The sequence below is a fragment of the Moellerella wisconsensis ATCC 35017 genome (genome assembly GCF_001294465.1).
GTDB lineage: Bacteria > Pseudomonadota > Gammaproteobacteria > Enterobacterales > Enterobacteriaceae > Moellerella > Moellerella wisconsensis.
The window spans coordinates 165,452-185,319 of record NZ_LGAA01000016.1 but is presented as its reverse complement, the minus strand read 5'-3'; the positions used below and the strand labels follow the sequence as shown (position 1 = coordinate 185,319).

The following is a 19,868-nucleotide window of genomic DNA, read 5'->3' as shown; positions in this document are numbered from 1 at the left end:
ATTTACTACGACATTGGCGATACCTTGACCTTCAAAAACTAAATCACCTTGCTGCCCGGTTTTTAAAACTATATTCGCTCCCCCCGTTCCGCGAAAATAAGTATCACCTTGTTTAGAACAGTGGTTAATAATATTAGCTATACCATTGCCTTCAAAATTAACTTGGCCGTTATCAACATCAGATACAATATAATTCGCTATTCCATGCCCCCAAAAAGAAATATTCCCTGTAGTTTCCGGTTTTTGTATATCAGATGGATTAAGTAATAAATTATTATTATGTTCACGTATGATTTTATTATAGCCGGCAGTTAAATTAACATTAATATTTCCATCCATTACTGAAGAGTATATATAATTAAAGGCTGAAATTCCTTTTATATTAACATCCCCCTTTTGTCCAAAATGAGAAACACTATTGTGAGCCGCCAATAGATTAGCATTAACATCACCATGAACAACATTTGAAACTATATTGTTATATACGGAAATGGCCTTACTATTAATGTTTCCTTTTCGTCCAGAGTGCGTGACTTTATTGTACCCACCTAATAAATCAATATTAATATCACCTTGCCAAACTCGAGAGATTATTTCATTATAAGCCGCAATCCCATTACCATTTATATCACCAACACCGCCTTGGCGAGTGATACTATTATATCCTCCGGATAAATTAATATTAATATCCCCAACATTGGCACTGGAGTAAATTTCATTATATCCTCCGACGCCTTCAACAATTAAATTACCATTTCCTCCCACACGTTTAAATTTATTATATAAACTGTATGTTTTCGCATAGGTATGACCGGTTATTGCCTGATGCAATAGTTCTACACCGCCGGTAGCCCCAACATAATTAATATTACCAGTTCCTAGACTGTGGATTTGTGTATAACCTGAGGCTCCACTTACGTTTAAATCGCCATCAGGGTTAGTAATCGACATATAAGCAGTCCCCCCAACGACGGTATCATTTCCCGAACCGGTATTTATAACCACAGCTAATGTGGCTACTTTTATGTTATCATTGCCACCATGGGTATTAATTCTTAATCCATCGGTTAAACCTGAAAATAAGGTGGCTGGCGTTATTGCTATCGCATCGACATCATTATCTTCTTCATTACCTTCATAGGAACCCATAATGTTATATTCGAAAAAACTAACAATATCTCTTTTCTGACGTCGATTTTTAGGCAGAAGACGATTACTTTCTTTTTCTTTAAATAAACTATTAGATGAACTTACACTTTCATTATTAACTTCTGTTATTTCTTTTTCATATAAATCTTTTTTTATGATTATCTCTTCTTTACTAGAAAATTTATTTATTCGCTTATCCATAAGACATGTCCTTTTAATAATAGGGGATATTAGAGTTAGCACTAACAATTATTAATAATGAAATATAAGTATTTTATTATTAATGATTAACATACTTAACTATTAATAAAAAACAATACTCACTGCTAATAATTAGCATTAGATTAATATCGAAAAAAACAATAAATATCTAATGGAAATATTAATTATTTATTGGCTGATTTATGATGAGAATAAGAAGCTATAAATGGCTAACAGACTGAGATCATTGGCAGCCCTCTGCCATTAAGCCAATGGGCTGCCGAATAATTAAAAAGGAAATAAAACAGGGATAACTGCAATACTAATCAGCATCACAATAAAGGTAAACGGCACGCCGAATTTCAGAAAATCAGCAAATTTATATCCACCTGGGCCTAAAACTAAAGTATTAACGGGGGAAGATACCGGGGTCATAAATGCCGCCGATGCCGCCACGCCGATAACCATAGCAAAAGGCATCGGTGACACTTCCATTTGCCTTGCTGCCGCAATCGCAATCGGTGCCATTAACACCGCAGTGGCGGTATTAGAAATAAATAAGCCAATGGTTGCACATAAAATAAATAAGCACAGTAACATGACTCTCGGCCCCATATTACCGGCGACATCCATCAGGAATTTAACAATTAAATCAATACCGCCGGTTTTTTGTAATGCAATTGCAAACGGCATCATTCCCACAATCAAAATAATACTTGGCCAGTGGATTGATTTATAGGCACTTTCCATATCGATGCAACGAAATTTCCCCATCAATAAGCAGGCAATTAATGCGGCAATAAAGTTTGGGATCTCATTGGTCACCATCATAGCGACCATCAGCGCTAAACAGAATATCGCATGGGCGGCCTGAGATGATGCGGGAGCAACTGCCTCAATTTCCGCAGCTAAATTCAGCACAATAAAATGGCGTTTTTTGGTGGATAACACCCGAATTAACTTCCAATCGCCGATCACCAATAACACATCGCCTAAACGCAACGGCTCGTCAACTAATTTACCCTCTAACGCCATGCCATCACGGCGGATCCCGACCACGTTAAGTCCATAACGCGTGCGATAACGAATTTCTCGCAAACTTTTTCCCAATAAGTCGGAATCGGGATTCATTGATACTTCGGCCATCCCTACATCGCGAGATTGGTCGGAAAAATATTCACCCCGTAGCACCATCGGTTCCAGCATTTGCTCATGGCAAAATTGACGCAATTCATCATCAGTTACCGAGATATCTACCAGCAAAACGTCTCTTTCTCGCAGTTCAGTTCCTCCCGTCGCACTCACCATTACTCGACGAAATTTACGCCACCGTTCAATGCCCACGACGTTAGCTTCGTAGCGAGAACGCAAATGTAATTCATCCAATGAATGCCCTATCAGCGGAGAACCTTTGCGGATCGCTAAACGACGAGCTCGACCAGCTAACCGGTAATCGTGGATTAAATCACGGAAAGTTCTCTGATAGCGCTCAGGCCCTTTATCCGGTTTATCTGAGCCTAGCCAACGCCTTACCACCCACATATAAGCAATGCCGGAGATCAAAATTAGCAATCCTATCGGCGTGATAGAAAAAAAGTGAAAACCTTTTAAACCCTCTCGCACCAGCTCGCTATTAACCACCATATTCGGCGGGGTTGCCACCAAGGTCATCATGCCGCTGATTAAGCCAGCAAATCCGAGCGGCATCATCAAGCGGCCAGGTGACGTTTTCATTCGCTTCGCAACACTAAGTACCACGGGAATAAAAATAGCCACCACTCCCGTTGAGCTCATAAAGGCACCCAATCCAGCTACAGTTAGCATCAAAAATACCAGCATTTTACTTTCACTGCTGCCTGCTACACGTACCAGCCAATCGCCCATTTGATAAGCAACACCGGTTCTTACTAAGCCATCGCCTATTACAAATAAAGCCGCAATCAATAAAACGTTTGGATCACTAAATCCTGAGGTTGCCTGTTCGAGACTCAACGTTCCACTGAGAACAAAGGCAATAATGACCAACAGCGCTACCACATCCATTCTGATTTTGTTGGTAGTAAAAAGCACAATTGCTATCAATAGCAGGGTTAATACCCACAGTAATTCGCCGTTCAAAATGGCCTCTTTCGTCGGTAAGAAACATCAGTGTGATCAATTTAGCTTAGTTAAGCATTTTTTCACCTTAAAATCTTTGATTAAACCCGCGCTATGATTAAAAGGCATTGAATAATAACCTCACCAATCAATACTTAGTGACTCGCCTCTAATCGCGGATACAAAAGATAGGATAGAATAGTCAAATTCCATAGGATATTTAATATTATAGAAAGTAACATAATGAAAATTAGACGCTTTATGTATGGTGATGAATTACCTTTATTAGCGGTATTTATTTCTTCAGTGCGGGGCCTTGCTATACAGGATTATACCCCTGAACAAATTGATGCGTGGGCTCCGCAACAATCTGCTCGCTCTAAATGGGATAATGATGAATGGCAACAAAAAATACGTACTTTACGCCCATTTGTCGTCGAGATTAAACAGCAAATAGTTGGCTACGCCGATCTGCAATCCACCGGCTATATTGATCATTTTTTTGTAGCGCAGCACGCAGCACGTCAAGGCGTAGGTAGCTTATTAATGCAGCACATTGATGCACAAGCCAAACTTCTCAGCCTCACTGAATTAACTGCCGATGTTAGCCTAACAGCAGAGCCTTTTTTTGCTCGACATGGTTTTCACATCATCAAACGTAACCGTGCGATATGCCGAGGTGTAATCCTGCTTAATGCCAGCATGAAAAAATCAATTTAGGTATCAGGATGTCATTAATGGAAGAAAATAATGGAAGAAAATAAAATTATTAGTCAACATTGATAGAACTCAAAACAGTGCTGCCAAACGACAGCACGGCTAATCAATGCGGCAAATACGATCCCGAATAGGGAATAGATTAATCAACCGAAAGTGTAAAACTGCCAGTTGAACTATTATTTTCAATATTCAGTTGTTGCAGTGAATGGATAATTAAACTAATTTCATCACGGCGAGGCATCCCCTCAGGGGCATGAACCGCAATTACCTGACATCCTGCGGTTAGTGCAGAATGGATCCCCGCTGGCGCGTCTTCAACTGCCATGCACTGTTGTGGGGCTAACCCAAGTAACTCCGCGCCGAGTAAAAAGGGATCTGGTGCCGGCTTACCCCGTTTAACTTTCTCAAAAGTTACCCAGTGTTTAGGTTCAGGCAATCCCGCAGCGTGTAAACGTGCCGTGGCAATCGGTACAGTCCCAGAAGTGACTATCGCCCAAGGAATAGCTAATTGATTTAACCGATTTAATAACTCGACAGCCCCCGGTAACGCAACTATTCCTGCCGTTTCGGTAGCTTCTAAATGCTCTAACCAACGAAATTTAGTTGTAATTTCTTCTTCGGTTGCAGTAGGCATAAAGTGACGTAATGATTCTAACGCTGGCTTACCATGAATATAGTTTTTTATTTCATCGTCGCTAATTCCTTGTTCTTTACCAAACAAGCACCAGCAATATTCGACGACGGCTAATGAATCCACCAGCGTACCGTCTAAATCGAATAAAAAACCTTTGCCTTGTAACGCCACTGTTATGCCCCTTGCTATATATTTATAATCGCGGTATTTACAATAATGGTACTTATAATAACGATATTAATAATACCTGTATTGATAAATAGGTTTATGCGTTGATAATTTGATTAATTTCCACCGCAGAAAGATGATATTGACGTGGACAAGACTGCCAAATATTTAGCATTCTCGAATATTTATCCCACATAGGTGTTTGTGAGTTAAACCCATGGGTTCCGCTATCAAAATGGGTATAACGCCCTTCGGTATTCACCATAAAACGCACGTAGCTAAGATAACGCGCTTCGGTTGCAGCGTCGAATCCTAAAAATTGTACCCGACGAGGATCAACACCGTCGATATCTTTTAAGTTCTCATGCGAGACTTGTAAGGCGTGATACATCTCCATGATATTAATAATTTGACGGCAACTATCTTCAGATAGTTCACCAAAATCTCTATCCAGTTCACGCATTTGTAAACCGAAACCACGTTCGATAACGGTTTGTAAACGGCGATAACGCTCAGCATTATCAGGGTCAAGCATGGTCATCATTTTATATTGATTGGATAAAATTAATCGCTGAGCATTGGTCATTTCCATTATGTCTCTCCTCACAGGAAAATTTTTTATTATCTTCGCATTCAACAATCCAGATGGACAGTCAAAACAAACCTTTTATTGATCTGGAAGGGGTTTTTGCCTTACTGATTGTTTAATCAGTATTTAATAATCTTAATCAACCAAAGTTAGCCCCTTATTGAGGCATAAATAATGGCAAAACTCAGACTCAAAATATCGTTTAAATTCATATAATTACACTAGGTAATTATCAACCAACGCAACGTGTTAGATATCTTCGATAAAAGATTTATCTAATTGTTTAAATGCGCGTTTAAGTAACTCAGCTAAAGAGAAATAGGTCGGCTGGCTTTCGATAGGCGCAATGGATAAACCGGCTTGAGAGAATTTTTCTCTAATTTCATAAAACCAATTCAATAATGAGGTCGGCAATGGCGTAGCCGCACGTTTACCGAGCCACCATAAGCCTTGCATTGGTAGGCTACAAGCAAATAACGCAGTAGCTACAGCAGGGGCAAGTTGTCCTCCCAGCGCAATTTGCCATGCTAAAGTAAAAATTGCTATTGGTGGCATAAAACGAATGCCAAAACGAGTGGCTTTGATCATTCTATTTTCAGGAAAGATCGGCGCCAGTTGTTTTTCCAGCGGAAAAGTATTCATATATTGCTTACCCAAGCGGAATTTTTTAAAAAAACCCGGGGACGGCGTTGGCAATGAACTCATTGTGGCTTCCTGTTTAATCAGATAGTTATTATTTTTATTCAAACAATTATTATTTGCAGCCTTAGCAGTATAGCGCTTTTATCTCGCTCGCCGAAGGATTTACACTTGTTGTATCAGAGTCAATACATCACCGGAGCGATGGCTTTGCTAACAGAATCAACATCAATTCATCAGTTTATTAAAAAAATATTCGCCGATGAGTTATGACCCTAATCAATTTCTCATGCAATTATTAAAAAAAGCATACAAAGAATAAAATATTTTTAGTAGAATTAGGTATATTTTGTTTTTACTACATTTTCTGGACTAGACCATCAGCAACGAGACGGCTATCATCTAGCGAGTTTATTGCATTAAATAGATATATTGGGGATATTATCGTTATTTCAATCTAAGATAACCAAACATTTTCAGCGTAAATGACTTAAATTGCCATCAAATGCGCAACATGACGCACCTAAACAGCATAAGTTATCTTTCGGCTCGCGATCACGAGTCAACGCCGGTGTTTTTTCCCTCGGCAAACGCCACAAAATGTATGAGTTATCACGATAAATAGCGCAAGTTTATCCTGCTAAATTTGTTTTGCTGATATTTTAGGCTTTTTATCTTTATCATGATATCAGTCATGAAAAATCAGTTGAAAAATGCGCTAGTCTTTACAGCGCTACGCTCTATAGCAATGTTACATAAACTAAAAATTAAGCAAAATTTTGCTCACAAAAGTCTTTCTGCCTATTTCGGCGTAATTTTTTATTGTGCTGAATGACAGCAAGATGACTATACAACAACAAACAACAATAGGTATTTCCATGTCAAGTAAGCTGGTACTGGTTCTAAACTGCGGTAGCTCCTCACTTAAATTTGCTATCATCGACCCTGCAAATGGCGAAGAATATTTATCTGGTTTAGCCGAGTGCTTCAATTTGCCTGAAGCCCGTTTAAAATGGAAAATGGACGGCGCTAAACACGAAGCTGCTTTAGGTGCTGGCGCTGCGCACAGTGAAGCTTTGACTTTCATTGTAAACACCATTCTTGCTGAAAAACCTGAACTGTCAGCACAGATAGCCGCTATCGGCCACCGTATTGTTCATGGTGGTGAGAAATTCACTAAATCTGTTCTGATCGATGACCAAGTTATCGCAGGCATTGAAGCCGCTATTCCTTTTGCTCCACTGCATAACCCGGCTCATCTGATCGGTATCGAAGAAGCGCGTAAAGCCTTCCCTCATTTAGTGGGTAAAAACGTAGCTGTTTTCGATACTGCATTCCATCAAACCATGCCTGAAGAAGCGTATCTGTATGCTCTGCCGTACAACTTGTACACAGATCACAGCATTCGCCGCTATGGTGCGCACGGTACTAGCCATTTCTATGTTTCTCGCGAAGCGGCTAAAACACTGAATAAACCCGTTGAAGAATTGAATGTCATCACTTGCCATTTAGGCAACGGCGGTTCAGTTTCTGCTATCGTTAACGGCCAATGCGTTGACACTTCAATGGGTCTGACCCCTCTGGAAGGCCTGGTTATGGGAACGCGTAGCGGTGATATCGACCCTGCTATCATTTTCCATCTGTATGATTCGCTGGGCATGAGCATTGACCAAATCAACAAAATGCTGACTAAAGAATCGGGTCTACTGGGTCTGACTGGTGTTACCAGTGATTGCCGTTATGTTGAAGATAACTATGAAGTTAAAGCTGACGCAACCCGTGCAATGAACGTGTTCTGTCACCGTTTAGCTAAATACATCGGTGCTTACGCGGCGCTGATGGAAGGCCGTCTGGATGCAATTATCTTTACCGGGGGTATCGGTGAGAACTCAGCCCACGTTCGTGAATTAACGCTGAATAAACTGGCACTGCTTGGTTTTGAACTTGATACAGAACGTAACTTAGCCGCTCGTTTCGGTAAAGAAGGTCTGATTACTACCGATAATAGCCGCCCTGCTTTGGTTATCCCAACCAACGAAGAATTGGTTATTGCACAAGATTCAGCTCGCCTGACTGCATAATAGTGTTAAAAACCGCCAGCCTAATCCGCTGGCGGTACTGTTTTAAGTAGAGAGCAACCGATAAAAAGAGGTTCCCGTGTCCCGTACAATTATGTTAATTCCGACCGGCACCAGTGTTGGTTTGTCCAGCGTTAGTTTAGGTGTCGTACGCTCAATGGAACAGAAAGGCGTTCGCCTGAGCATGTTCAAGCCTATCGCTCAACCACGCAATGGCAACAAAGACCAAACCACTGAAGTTCTGCGCGCACACTCTAGCAACAACACCATTATCGAACCCTTGAACATGGATTATGTTGAGTCATTACTGACCAGCAACCAAAAAGATGTTCTGATGGAAGAGATTGTGGCGCGTTACCACCAGAATACTAAAGATGCCGAAGTCATCTTGATTGAAGGTCTGGTGCCTACACGTAAGCATCCATTTGCTCAATCGTTGAACTACAACATTGCTAAAACGCTGGGTGCAGAAATCGTATTTGTTACCGCACCGGGCAACAATTCTCCAAGCCAAATGCATGAACGTTTAGAATTAGTTCGTTCTGAATTTGGTGGCCAACGCAATGAAAGTATTATCGGTGTGATTGTTAACAAAGTTAACGCACCGGTTGATGAGCAAGGCCGTACTCGCCCTGACTTGTCTGAAATCTTTGACGATTCAAGCAAAGCAACGATTGCTAATATCGATCCTAAAGAATTAGCTGAAAACAGCCCGCTGCCAATCTTAGCCTCTATTCCTTGGAATTTTGATCTCATTGCGACCCGTGCAATCGATATGGCTAAACATTTAGGCGCAAGCATTATTAACGAAGGCGAAATTAAAACTCGTCGCGTAAAATCAGTCACCTTCTGTGCGCGCAGTATTCCACATATGCTGGAACATTTCCGCCCTGGTTCACTGTTAGTCACGTCTGCTGACCGCCCAGATGTTTTAGTTTCTGCATGTCTTGCAGCGATGAATGGCGTAGAAATCGGTGCCATCTTGCTGACGGGAGGTTATCAAATCGATGCACCTATCCGTGGTTTATGTGAACAAGCATTCGCCACCGGTCTGCCTGTATTTATGGTTGATTCAAACACTTGGCAAACTTCACTGAATCTGCAAAGTTTCAGTCTCGAAGTCCCATCTGATGACCATGACCGTATCGAACAGATTCAAAACTATGTTGCTCGCCATATCAGTAGCCAATGGATTGAATCACTTGTTGCCGATTCAGAGCGCCCTAACCGTCTGTCACCACCGGCTTTCCGTTATCAATTAACTGAACTAGCACGTAAAGCTGGCAAACGTATTGTACTGCCAGAAGGCGATGAGCCAAGAACTATCAAAGCAGCCTCTATTTGTGCTGAGCGTGGAATTGCCAATTGTGTGCTGTTAGGTAATCCAGAAGAAATCCGCCGTGTTGCTTCTGCTCAAGGTATCGAGCTGGGTACAGGTATCGAACTGGTTGACCCAGTTAAAGTCCGTGAAATCTACGTTCCTCGTTTAGTTGAACTGCGTAAAAACAAAGGCATGACCGAAGTTGTTGCGCGTGAACAGCTGGAAGATAACGTAGTTCTAGGTACTCTGATGCTGGAAAAAGGCGAAGTTGACGGCTTAGTTTCTGGTGCGGTTCATACCACTGCCAATACGATTCGTCCACCACTTCAATTGATCAAAACTGCGCCTGGCAGCTCATTAGTCTCTTCCGTATTCTTTATGCTACTGCCAGACCAAGTCTTTGTTTACGGTGACTGTGCTATCAATCCAGACCCAACCGCAGAACAATTGTCAGAAATCGCCATCCAATCTGCTGACTCAGCTAAAGCATTTGGTATCGAGCCACGTGTTGCGATGATCTCTTACTCCACCGGCAACTCTGGTGCAGGTAGTGATGTTGAGAAAGTACGTGAAGCGACGCGTTTAGCACAAGAAAAACGCCCTGACTTAATGATAGATGGTCCGTTACAGTATGATGCTGCGGTAATGGCTGATGTGGCTAAATCTAAAGCACCAAACTCTCCTGTTGCAGGTAAAGCCACCGTATTCATCTTCCCAGATTTGAATACCGGTAATACGACTTACAAAGCGGTACAACGCTCGGCGGATCTGGTTTCTATCGGTCCAATGCTGCAAGGTATGCGTAAACCTGTCAATGACTTATCTCGTGGTGCGTTAGTTGATGATATCGTGTACACCGTTGCACTGACCGCTATTCAAGCAGCTCAGGCTGAAGCACAGGCTGAATAATTTAATTTATTTACGTTAATGCTGATTTGACAGTCCGTGTATTAAGGCATCCTTTAGGGTGCCTTTTTTATTGCGCTTTATTGCCTTTTATTTCTTATGTTTTAGAGCAAATCACGGTTATTTCTTTGCCGTAGATAAATAGAGCCACAATACATACCATTGAATAAAAAATCGATATAACAAATGAAATATATAAAAAATGAAATGGGCCAGAGGGATATAATACGGAAAAAATAAATATTGCGGATATAAAGGCAATTAAAGATGAAACATAAAAACGGAATAAACCAAATTATCCCGTTTTATATCAATAATAGATCAACTAAAAACGTTATTGGTTTTTATCAATATAGCTATTTTCGCTGCTATCGGTATGACTTTCTAGGTTTTTTTCTACGCTACGTTCGATATCGCGATCTACGTTTCGATCGGCGCAATTTATTCCTTTAGTAAAATCATTATTACGCGTCAACCAGAGCGATAATGCCTTTAATGAATCTGGGGTAAACTCATCACAACGTGCGGTAATTTCGGTCGGTGTCAACCAGCTCACTTCCACCACTTCAGCTTCCTGCAAAGCGAATGGCCCATGACTGACACAACTAAATAATCCGCCCCAAACACGGCAGCTTTCAACTTCATAATAAAACACACCGTGCTCAGCAAAAGGGACGCCAGCAATACCTAATTCTTCTTCGGCTTCCCGTTTCGCGGCATCCAGCATGGTTTCATTAATAGTAACCACCCCACCGGCTGTAGCATCTAATAATCCAGGAAAAAAATCTTTGGTCGCAGTTCGACGCTGTACTAATATTTTGCCCATGCCATCATGAACAACAATATAGGTTGCTCGATGACGCAGATTTTGAGAGCGCATCTGCTGCCGTGTTGCCTGTGCGATAACCTCGTTATTTTCATCAACGATATCCACCCATTCAACCACTTCGGTATCTTGTTGTTCCATCCTCAAAACCTTTTTTATATCAGCTTATTAATTTGCTGTTCATGCCGTAGACGTTTACGTACTTTAAAATAATCATAACTTGTTCTGAAATAATCAGAAATTGCTGTAACACATTTATTATAAACAATTTACATTGAATTATGCGCTACAAAATATGCTTTTCCTGCCCACCTTGCAAGCGCTTCACTTAAAATTTGATGCCTTACTCTTTAAGTTGCTAACTAATGTTAATGTAATCTATAGTTATTCTTAATAATGGTTATACTAATATTAACCTAAAGTATAAATTTGTCTGTCATTGACTCAATAATGACCAATAACATAGCGAGGTTTTTATGATTGATCTCTATTATGCGGCAACGCCCAACGGTTACAAAATTAAGCTATTTTTGGAAGAAACTGGGCTGGAATATACAATCCATCCAATTAATATTAGCCAAGGTGACCAATTTGCGCCCGATTTTTTAGCTATTTCACCGAACAATAAAATTCCGGCGATTATCGATACCCAACCTACTGATGGTGGACAACCTATTTCTATCTTTGAATCTGGGGAAATTTTGATCTATCTGGCGGACAAAACCGGCCAATTACTAAGCCGCGATATCAGAACGCGCGTCGCACAATTACAATGGCTATTTTGGCAGGTCGGCGGATTCGGCCCGATGCTTGGGCAAAATCATCATTTCACTCAATATGCCTCCGAGAAAGTCCCTTATGCTATCCAGCGCTATCAAACAGAAACCGAGCGTTTATATCGCGTATTAAATAGCCAACTAGAAAAAACCGCTTATTTAGGCAGCGATGAGTTCAGTATCGCTGATATTGCCACATTCCCTTGGGCTAAATTTCATGAACATCATCACATTGATTTAAACGACTATCCGGCGGTAAAACGTTGGTTTGAGGTGATTGAACAACGCCCGGCGACACAGCGTACTTTTGCCTAAGCGATATATTGGCTCGATGATGACACACCTAACTTATCTGAAAAATTTATCGACCTGAAAGACAAAGGTATCCGGCAGCGGCGTCTAATGCTATACCTAATATCGTTAGCACGCACAAGAATCAAACCACAGGGATAACCGCAGGAGGATATTATGCACATTCTTGTCACTGGAGGCACAGGATTAATTGGAACGCGATTAATTCAGCAACTGATCCATCAATCGCACCAAATCACTGTTCTTAGTCGCTCACCACAAAAAGTGTACAGCCAATTTTGTCGCGCAGTAAACCATTTAGGATCGTTACAAAATATAACCGATTTAAATCAATTTGATGCAGTGATAAATCTGGCGGGTGAACCGATAGCTGATAAACGTTGGACGGCGGCACAAAAGCAACGATTATGCACTAGCCGCTGGGAGATCACTCAAAGATTAGCTACGCTGATTAATACCAGCAGCCAACCTCCTCAGGTATTAATTTCTGGCTCTGCCGTTGGTTATTATGGCAGCGGACACGACCAAAAAATACTGACAGAACAAAGCCCAGCGCATGACGAATTTACTCACCAGTTATGCAAACGCTGGGAGGAACTCGCACAACAGGCAGAAAGCCCAAAAACTCGAGTCTGTTTATTAAGAACTGGAATTGTCCTAGCCAAAAATGGCGGAGCCTTGGGAAAAATGTTGCCGCCGTTTAAATGGGGAGTCGGAGGGCCAATAGGCCGCGGTACCCAATATATGCCGTGGATACACCTGAATGATATGGTAAATGCCATTATCTTTTTATTAGATCATTCAACGCTTTCTGGGCCTTTTAACTTAACTAGCCCTAATCCTGTTCACAATGCACAATTTGCCAGCGCGCTAGGAAAAGTACTTCATCGGCCAGCCTTCATGCGGGTACCCGCATTAGTGATTCAAGCTATCATGGGCGAATCGGCAGTATTAGTTTTAGAGGGTCAACGCGCGCTCCCAGCGCATCTGCAGCAAGCTGGATTTAACTTTGAGTTTTCTTACATCTCAGATGCGCTAAACGATATCTTTAATTCGACGGCAAAATAGGCCACGCTTTGAAAGGCCATGATGCATGTGGTAAAAATGATGATGCGTAGCGTTGACCTTATACCAAAGCCACCACTTCAGCAAAGGTAGGTGGTGGAGAATAAAGCATAATAAGTCTCAGTTACTTCGCGCCTTGCCAACGTTGGAATAACGGTTGTTCGGGTTCTATATCAAATTGATCAAGGATCCGATTGACCGTTTGATCAACAATATCTTGTATGGTTTGCGGTAAATGATAAAACGCAGGCATCGGCGGCATAATCATTGCCCCCATCTCAGCCGCTTGCACCATCAAGCGCAAATGCCCAATATGCAAAGGAGTTTCTCGCACACCGAGAACTAATTTTCGGCCTTCCTTTAATACCACATCAGCAGCACGTGTCACTAGAGTATCGGTATAGCTGTGTACAATCCCTGACAGCGTTTTCATCGTACAAGGCATAATCACCATACCGGCAACCCGAAATGAACCTGACGAAATAGCAGCAGCGATATCACGGCTATCATAAACATGATCGGCTAATTCTTGCACCTGCCGTAAGCTATACTCGGTTTCAAGAGCCAACGTTTGGCGACCGGCAGCGCTCATGACTAAATGCGTTTCGACCTCAGCAATCGGCTTTAATACTTGCAATAACCGCACGCCGTAAATCGCACCACTCGCCCCGGTAATACCAATGATCAGTTTTTTCATTTCGTCTCTCATTAATCAAAGTGAAATTTGGCCACGGCCGAGTAACTGATTTTATCAGCTTATTTAGCCAATTACTGCTAAAGGTTTTGAGGATAAATGATCGACGCGAAACCCAACTACCTCACCATAAGCGCGACTATAAAAACCAATAGACCGATAACAAAAAGGAGCACCAAAGTGCTCCTTTTACCAAAGTGTTATTAATCAATATTTGCCACGATACCGGCTAATATCGACTAGCATCAACATTTAGCCTTCATTATAAATTTCTAAATCTTCAATTTCATGCTGGTCTTTTACCTTTGAATCGTCATCTCGGCGTAGATTTTCAACATAATCAAGATAGGTCTGATCTATATCTTTGGTCACATAGATGCCATCAAAGACAGAGCACTCAAAAGTGTCGATGTCTGGATTTTCTTCATGCACTGCAGCCACTAAATCGGTTAACTCCTGAAAAATCAGCCCATCGGCACCAATTAATTGGCGAATTTCATTGATTTCTCGTCCATGAGCGATTAATTCATTAGCATTTGGCATGTCAATACCATACACATTCGGGAAGCGAACTTCTGGCGCAGCAGAAGCAAAATAGACTTTTTTAGCCCCCGCTTCACGCGCTAGCTCAACAATCTGTTCAGAGGTAGTGCCGCGAACGATTGAGTCATCAACTAACAATACATTTTTATCGCGAAATTCTGCTCGATTCGCATTCAGCTTACGACGTACTGATTTACGACGTTCTTGCTGACCCGGCATAATAAATGTCCGGCCAACATAACGATTTTTAACAAATCCCTGTCGGTAAGGCTTATCTAAAATATGCGCGATCTCTAATGCAATATCACACGACGTTTCAGGGATAGGGATCACCACATCAATATGAATATCGTCCCATTCGCGAGCAATTTTGGCCCCTAGTTTTTGTCCCATCCGCAACCTCGCGTTATAGACAGAAATTTTATCCATAAAAGAATCTGGGCGAGCAAAATAGACATATTCAAATAGGCATGGGGTCAATTGTGGATTTTCAGCACATTGACGGGTAAATAACTGACCTTTTTCGGTGACATAAACCGCTTCACCCGGAGCAACATCACGTAAGAATTCAAAACCGAGGGTATCTAAAGCCACGCTTTCCGAGGCTACCATATACTCTTCTCGGCCATTTTCCAGTGTACGACGCCCTAACACCAACGGACGAATACCGTGAGGATCACGAAATGCCAGCATACCGTGACCGATTATCAAAGCAACACAGGCATAAGCGCCACGGAGCTTTTTATGCATTGCAGCAACGGCAGAGAACACATTATCTGGCTCTAATGGGAAATGATCGAATTTATCCAGTTCGAATGCCAGTACATTTAATAAAATTTCTGAGTCTGAAGAGGTATTAACGTGGCGGCGAGCGGTTTCAAATAACTGCTTCGCTAACTCATGTGCATTGGTTAAATTACCATTATGCGCCAGCGTTATACCAAAAGGTGAATTGACATAAAAAGGCTGTGCTTCTGAAGCACTTGAGCTACCGGCGGTTGGATAACGCACATGGCCTAACCCCACCGAACCTTGTAGCCGCAGCATATGCCGGGTTTCAAATACATCTTTTACTAAACCGTTCGCTTTACGCAGGCGTATATTATTGTTGTCATCAATAGTTGCTATGCCCGCTGCATCTTGTCCACGATGTTGAAGCACCGTCAACGCATCATAAATTGATTGGTTTACCGGTGAAACACCGGCGATACCGACAATACCGCACATTTAGTCTTTCCTCATCAGCCACGCGGAGAGATATTCTCCGGCAGGAAACTTGACGCATTTTGCAGATAGTCAAAAAACCACCTGATTATATGACTGAACTGCGGGATCAGCTCTGAACGCTGCCACTCCTCACTTTGAGGTAACGGAGTAAAAGTATCGAGAAAAAATAACAGCGCCGATACAATCAATACACCGCGTAACGCTCCAAAACAAATCCCCAGAACACGATCTGTACCTGATAATCCAGTACGTTGAACTAGCGAGCTAATCACATAGTTAACAACGGCTCCGACAATCAATGTCGCGATAAACAGTGCTGCGATAGCCACTCCGTTACGTACCATAATATCTTCGAAGCGCGTAAAATAAACCGCTAAGTAAGAGTAAAATTGGCTGGCGACAAAAAAGGCACAGCCCCAGGTAATCAACGAAAGTGCTTCACGAACAAAGCCACGGATCAGGCTTACCACTGCTGAGAAGCCAATTATGGCAATAATGACGTAATCAATCCAAACCATCTTTTATCCCAAAATTAAAACACCCAGCAAGGTGTGAGTGCATTTTAACAGAAAACGAAAACGTTTGCGTAACCAAATTTTGCCCTAATTTAAAAAATAAGCAGTGAAATTTAAAATTTATAATAACTGCAATTAGTTAGTTACTTTCTGAATTGCTAACCTCACTTATCTCCAAACTATTTATGCCTAGATCGCAAAAGGCGACCAACAAATTTATTCCGGATAAATTGATAAGCCAGTTATTATCACACTGGTTATCACCGGATAAATAAGAAGCCGCCCATCATTTATCGTTTAAATTGACGCTATCAGTTACGGTTTATAGGGTCTAACTTCACCATCTAAACTCGAAATACGTTTCAACTCAGCTAATGAGTTTTGTAATTTTTGTTTTGAAGCATCAGGGCCGACAAAAATTCGCGTTAATTTACCATTAACTGGGGATGAAGGCACGGTATACGCCGAGTAACCAGAAAAACGCAATTTAGCAATAATTTCCTCAACTTTTCCCGCATTGGTTAATGCCCCAAGCTGAACCACATATCCGTGCCCTTGAGGCGCACTTACCTCTGCTTTAGCGGCTGTATCCTGCACTGGCTGAGGCTTAGGCTCAGATTTTGGCTTAGGTTCAGGTTTAGGCTCGGGTTTAGACTGTGGTTTTGGCTCAGGCTTTGGCTGCGGTTTAGGTTCGGGTTTCGATTCAGATTTAGGATTTACCGCCACCTGAATATTTTGTCCCGAAACTTGCCCAGCAATCGCACTGCCTTCTTTAACTTGCTCCGTCAGCGCCTCGGAGAGCATCGCTTCTGAAGTATTTTCAGAAATGGCAGCAGGACCTGTTTGGCTAATCGGAGCAATGGCCTCGATATCTTCTTCATCACCCGGCTTTGGCACAATAGGAATTGATGCAAACTGGTCTTCATTATATTTCTTATCACCGTCAAGTAATGCAGGCAGAATAATCACCCCTGCAGCCACTAAAACAATGGCTCCGACTAAGCGATTTTGAAATTTACTGGCCACCGGTAATCCCCTATTTTTCCAATAATGTCATGACATGTGCCACAGTATGAAAAGAACCACACACCACGATAATATCGTGTTGCTTGGCGTCAATTTGAGCCTGTTTCCATGCAGATTCAACGCTGTCAAAGACCTGTGCTTCAGGCAAATATTGCGCTAAAACAGCGGCTTCAGCACCTCGAAACTCGGTTAATGGTGCCACATAAAAATCTGTAACTTGCGTGGCTAAACATTGTAAGGTACCAGCAATATCTTTATCACCTAACATGCCAATGACAGCGCGGATCCGACATCCAGAAATCTTAGGTAATTCAGCCAGTTTAGCGACCAAATAACCTGCCGCATGGGGGTTATGCGCCACATCGAGGATTGTTAGCGGTTGACGATTGATTATCTGAAAACGACCTGGTAATTGAGCCGATCTCAATCCGTTATGAATAATATCTTCGGTCAGTAACTGTTGCCATTCGGGATCGATTTTCATTATACAATGCAATACACCGAGCGCAGTGGCGGCATTAGCTAACGGAACGTTAGGCAGGGGTAAATGCGCGTATTGACGCTCAGCAGTTTGCCATGACCAGCTATCGGCATTCTGAGTGAAGCACCACTCTTTATCGCGACGGAACAACTGAGTACCGAGCTGATCCGCAACTTGCTGAATAGATTTCGGCATGTCCGGTTCGCCAATCACCGCATAACAACCCGCGCGGAAAATACCAGCTTTTTCATAGCCGATATGTTCACGATCAGACCCTAACCAATCGGTGTGATCAAGGGCGATGCTGGTAATAGCCGTGATATCAGAATCCACTACATTGGTAGCATCCAGCCGACCACCAAGCCCAACTTCTAAAATCAATACATCTAGCTGAGCATCTTTAAACAGCTTTAAAGCCGCTAACGTGCCGTATTCAAAATAGGTCAGCGAAATATCTGCACGTTGGGTTTCTATTTCAGCAAAGGCCTGACAAAATGCTGATTCTGTCGGCTCTTGTCCTTGAATACGCACACGCTCGGTATAACGAACCAAATGCGGGGAGCTATAAACACCGACTTTTAGCCCGGCCGCCAGCAGAATAGACTCAAGTGTATGACACGTGGTGCCTTTGCCGTTCGTCCCAGTCACAGTAATAACTTTTGTTTTACCCTGCCCAGTTGGCGTGGATTGATTAAAATTCACCAATCCCATTTTACGTGCCACCTCTCCGACACGCTCAAGCCCCATATCAATCGCTTGGCTATGCAGATCAGTCAAATAACTTAGCCACATCTCCAAAGAAGACGTAGCCTGTGGAATATTACTTGGGTTATGCATTATCTTTCTTTGATTTAGTTTCTGCGGTTCCCAAAGCCTCATGCTCTGCCATATCGACGCTATTTTCACCGTCGATAGTCACAATAAGCTCGTCTTCAATCACTTCTGGCTCTGAACCTTGTGGATTGGGCTGATTAGTTAACATTGCTAAAATATTGGCTAATTTATCCCGCATTTCAGGGCGGCGAATAATAATATCAATCGCCCCTTTTTCAATTAAGAATTCACTGCGCTGGAAACCTTGTGGTAATTTTTCGCGTACGGTTTGTTCAATAACTCGCGGGCCGGCAAAACCAATCAACGCTTTAGGCTCAGCGACATTAATATCGCCCAGCATCGCCAAACTGGCAGAGACTCCGCCCATTGTTGGGTCAGTCATTACTGAGATGTAAGGTAAACCACGCTCTTGCATTTTTGCTAAGGCTGCACTGGTTTTTGCCATTTGCATCAAGGACATCAAGGCTTCTTGCATTCGAGCACCACCACTGGCAGAGAAACAAACCAGTGGGCAATGATCTTCTAACGCTTGTTCAACCGCACGGACAAAACGTGCCCCGACAACAGAAGCCATTGAACCGCCCATAAAAGCAAATTCAAAGGCTGCTGCAACAACCGGCATGCCTTTCAGAGTTCCTTTCATTACAATAATCGCGTCTTTTTCGCCGGTTTCTTTCTGAGCAGCAGAGATACGATCTTTGTATTTTTTAGAGTCACGGAATTTTAATAAATCTTTAGGCTCAAGCTCACTTCCCAGCTCTGTCATGCTGCCTTCATCTAAAAATGATTCCAGACGCTGACGGCCGTGAATGCGCATATGGTGGTCGCATTTCGGACAAACTTGATAATTGCGCTCTAATTCAGCGCCATATAATACCTGTCCGCAGCTATCGCATTTCGTCCAGACACCTTCTGGGATATTGGCTTTATGCGAGTGGGTTAGGTTGCTCTTTTTTAAAATTTTCTCAATCCAGCTCATTAATGGACCTTTCTGTCTGATTTTTGGCATTCACCAGTGAGTATTTTATGCCATTAAACCACAATGATATCTCACTGTGGATAAAAAA

General features: G+C 42.2%; 16 protein-coding genes and 1 pseudogene. 5 read left to right on the top strand and 12 right to left on the bottom strand.

Going from position 1 to position 19,868, the window contains the following annotated elements:
* Positions 1 to 1,350 (bottom strand): annotated as a pseudogene (locus M992_RS08010) (hypothetical protein); the annotation flags it as partial.
* Between the two features lie 288 nt (positions 1,351 to 1,638).
* A complete protein-coding gene (locus tag M992_RS08005) occupies positions 1,639 to 3,468 on the bottom strand; it encodes an SLC13 family permease (protein WP_053908061.1) in 1,830 nt (609 codons plus the stop codon).
* A gap of 222 nt (positions 3,469 to 3,690) precedes the next feature.
* Here M992_RS08005 and M992_RS08000 point away from each other — a divergent pair, with 222 nt between their 5' ends.
* Positions 3,691 to 4,167, top strand: a complete 477-nt coding sequence (locus tag M992_RS08000; protein WP_053908060.1) for a GNAT family N-acetyltransferase — start codon at positions 3,691 to 3,693, stop codon at positions 4,165 to 4,167.
* A gap of 139 nt (positions 4,168 to 4,306) precedes the next feature.
* Here the strand turns inward: M992_RS08000 and M992_RS07995 are convergent, their stop codons facing one another.
* From M992_RS07995 to yfbV, 3 genes are all read right to left on the bottom strand, one after another.
* Positions 4,307 to 4,972: a sugar phosphatase gene (locus M992_RS07995; RefSeq protein ID WP_047256115.1), complete on the bottom strand. Its 666-nt coding sequence runs from the start codon at positions 4,970 to 4,972 to the stop codon at positions 4,307 to 4,309.
* 94 nt (positions 4,973 to 5,066) lie between these two features.
* The gene (locus M992_RS07990) at positions 5,067 to 5,561 is read right to left on the bottom strand and encodes a YfbU family protein (protein WP_047256114.1); all 495 of its coding nucleotides are present in this window, start codon (positions 5,559 to 5,561) and stop codon (positions 5,067 to 5,069) included.
* Positions 5,562 to 5,807: 246 nt separating this feature from the next.
* Entirely contained in the window at positions 5,808 to 6,263 is a 456-nt protein-coding gene (gene yfbV / locus M992_RS07985; RefSeq protein ID WP_053908059.1) for a terminus macrodomain insulation protein YfbV, read from the bottom strand.
* Between the two features lie 812 nt (positions 6,264 to 7,075).
* Here yfbV and ackA point away from each other — a divergent pair.
* Together ackA and pta are read left to right on the top strand one after the other, a co-directional pair.
* The gene (ackA, locus tag M992_RS07980; RefSeq protein WP_053908058.1) at positions 7,076 to 8,278 is read left to right on the top strand and encodes an acetate kinase; all 1,203 of its coding nucleotides are present in this window, start codon (positions 7,076 to 7,078) and stop codon (positions 8,276 to 8,278) included.
* 91 nt (positions 8,279 to 8,369) lie between these two features.
* A complete protein-coding gene (pta, locus tag M992_RS07975) occupies positions 8,370 to 10,505 on the top strand; it encodes a phosphate acetyltransferase (RefSeq protein WP_174721761.1) in 2,136 nt (711 codons plus the stop codon).
* A 331-nt stretch (positions 10,506 to 10,836) separates the two neighbouring features.
* Here the strand turns inward: pta and yfcD are convergent, their stop codons facing one another.
* Positions 10,837 to 11,469, bottom strand: a complete 633-nt coding sequence (gene yfcD, locus M992_RS07970; RefSeq protein ID WP_082335402.1) for an NUDIX hydrolase YfcD — start codon at positions 11,467 to 11,469, stop codon at positions 10,837 to 10,839.
* 335 nt (positions 11,470 to 11,804) lie between these two features.
* On the opposite strand from yfcD, the gene M992_RS07965 reads away from it, so the two are divergent.
* Together M992_RS07965 and M992_RS07960 are read left to right on the top strand one after the other, a co-directional pair.
* The gene (locus tag M992_RS07965) at positions 11,805 to 12,419 is read left to right on the top strand and encodes a glutathione binding-like protein (protein ID WP_047256110.1); all 615 of its coding nucleotides are present in this window, start codon (positions 11,805 to 11,807) and stop codon (positions 12,417 to 12,419) included.
* A 153-nt stretch (positions 12,420 to 12,572) separates the two neighbouring features.
* Complete coding sequence (locus M992_RS07960) at positions 12,573 to 13,484, top strand: TIGR01777 family oxidoreductase (RefSeq protein WP_053908056.1); 912 nt, start codon at positions 12,573 to 12,575, stop codon at positions 13,482 to 13,484.
* A 121-nt stretch (positions 13,485 to 13,605) separates the two neighbouring features.
* On the opposite strand, the gene M992_RS07955 is transcribed toward M992_RS07960, so the two are convergent.
* The 6 genes from M992_RS07955 to accD all read right to left on the bottom strand — a co-directional run bounded on the left by M992_RS07955 (position 13,606) and on the right by accD (position 19,780).
* Complete coding sequence (locus tag M992_RS07955; RefSeq protein ID WP_047256108.1) at positions 13,606 to 14,178, bottom strand: UbiX family flavin prenyltransferase; 573 nt, start codon at positions 14,176 to 14,178, stop codon at positions 13,606 to 13,608.
* Between the two features lie 249 nt (positions 14,179 to 14,427).
* A complete protein-coding gene (gene purF, locus M992_RS07950; RefSeq protein ID WP_047256107.1) occupies positions 14,428 to 15,945 on the bottom strand; it encodes an amidophosphoribosyltransferase in 1,518 nt (505 codons plus the stop codon).
* Positions 15,946 to 15,959: 14 nt separating this feature from the next.
* Positions 15,960 to 16,463, bottom strand: coding sequence for a colicin V production protein (gene cvpA / locus M992_RS07945; protein WP_047256106.1), 504 nt, complete (start codon positions 16,461 to 16,463; stop codon positions 15,960 to 15,962).
* 312 nt (positions 16,464 to 16,775) lie between these two features.
* The gene (gene dedD / locus M992_RS07940) at positions 16,776 to 17,486 is read right to left on the bottom strand and encodes a cell division protein DedD (protein ID WP_053908055.1); all 711 of its coding nucleotides are present in this window, start codon (positions 17,484 to 17,486) and stop codon (positions 16,776 to 16,778) included.
* Between the two features lie 10 nt (positions 17,487 to 17,496).
* Complete coding sequence (folC, locus tag M992_RS07935) at positions 17,497 to 18,804, bottom strand: bifunctional tetrahydrofolate synthase/dihydrofolate synthase (RefSeq protein ID WP_053908054.1); 1,308 nt, start codon at positions 18,802 to 18,804, stop codon at positions 17,497 to 17,499.
* Positions 18,797 to 19,780, bottom strand: coding sequence for an acetyl-CoA carboxylase, carboxyltransferase subunit beta (gene accD, locus M992_RS07930; protein ID WP_053908053.1), 984 nt, complete (start codon positions 19,778 to 19,780; stop codon positions 18,797 to 18,799). Before accD ends, folC begins: the two co-directional genes overlap by 8 nt.
* Between the last annotated feature and the right edge of the window lie 88 nt (positions 19,781 to 19,868).

Bases quoted from the DNA above. Each gene is read 5' to 3' on its own strand.
- M992_RS08000 (WP_053908060.1), top strand. From the start codon at position 3,691: ATGAAAATTAGACGCTTTATGTATGGTGATGAATTACCTTTATTAGCG.
- M992_RS07990 (WP_047256114.1), bottom strand. From the start codon at position 5,561: ATGGAAATGACCAATGCTCAGCGATTAATTTTATCCAATCAATATAAA.
- yfbV (WP_053908059.1), bottom strand. From the start codon at position 6,263: ATGAGTTCATTGCCAACGCCGTCCCCGGGTTTTTTTAAAAAATTCCGC.
- ackA (WP_053908058.1), top strand. From the start codon at position 7,076: ATGTCAAGTAAGCTGGTACTGGTTCTAAACTGCGGTAGCTCCTCACTT.
- pta (WP_174721761.1), top strand. From the start codon at position 8,370: ATGTTAATTCCGACCGGCACCAGTGTTGGTTTGTCCAGCGTTAGTTTA.
- yfcD (WP_082335402.1), bottom strand. From the start codon at position 11,469: ATGGAACAACAAGATACCGAAGTGGTTGAATGGGTGGATATCGTTGAT.
- M992_RS07965 (WP_047256110.1), top strand. From the start codon at position 11,805: ATGATTGATCTCTATTATGCGGCAACGCCCAACGGTTACAAAATTAAG.
- M992_RS07960 (WP_053908056.1), top strand. From the start codon at position 12,573: ATGCACATTCTTGTCACTGGAGGCACAGGATTAATTGGAACGCGATTA.
- M992_RS07955 (WP_047256108.1), bottom strand. From the start codon at position 14,178: ATGAAAAAACTGATCATTGGTATTACCGGGGCGAGTGGTGCGATTTAC.
- purF (WP_047256107.1), bottom strand. From the start codon at position 15,945: ATGTGCGGTATTGTCGGTATCGCCGGTGTTTCACCGGTAAACCAATCA.
- cvpA (WP_047256106.1), bottom strand. From the start codon at position 16,463: ATGGTTTGGATTGATTACGTCATTATTGCCATAATTGGCTTCTCAGCA.
- folC (WP_053908054.1), bottom strand. From the start codon at position 18,804: ATGCATAACCCAAGTAATATTCCACAGGCTACGTCTTCTTTGGAGATG.
- accD (WP_053908053.1), bottom strand. From the start codon at position 19,780: ATGAGCTGGATTGAGAAAATTTTAAAAAAGAGCAACCTAACCCACTCG.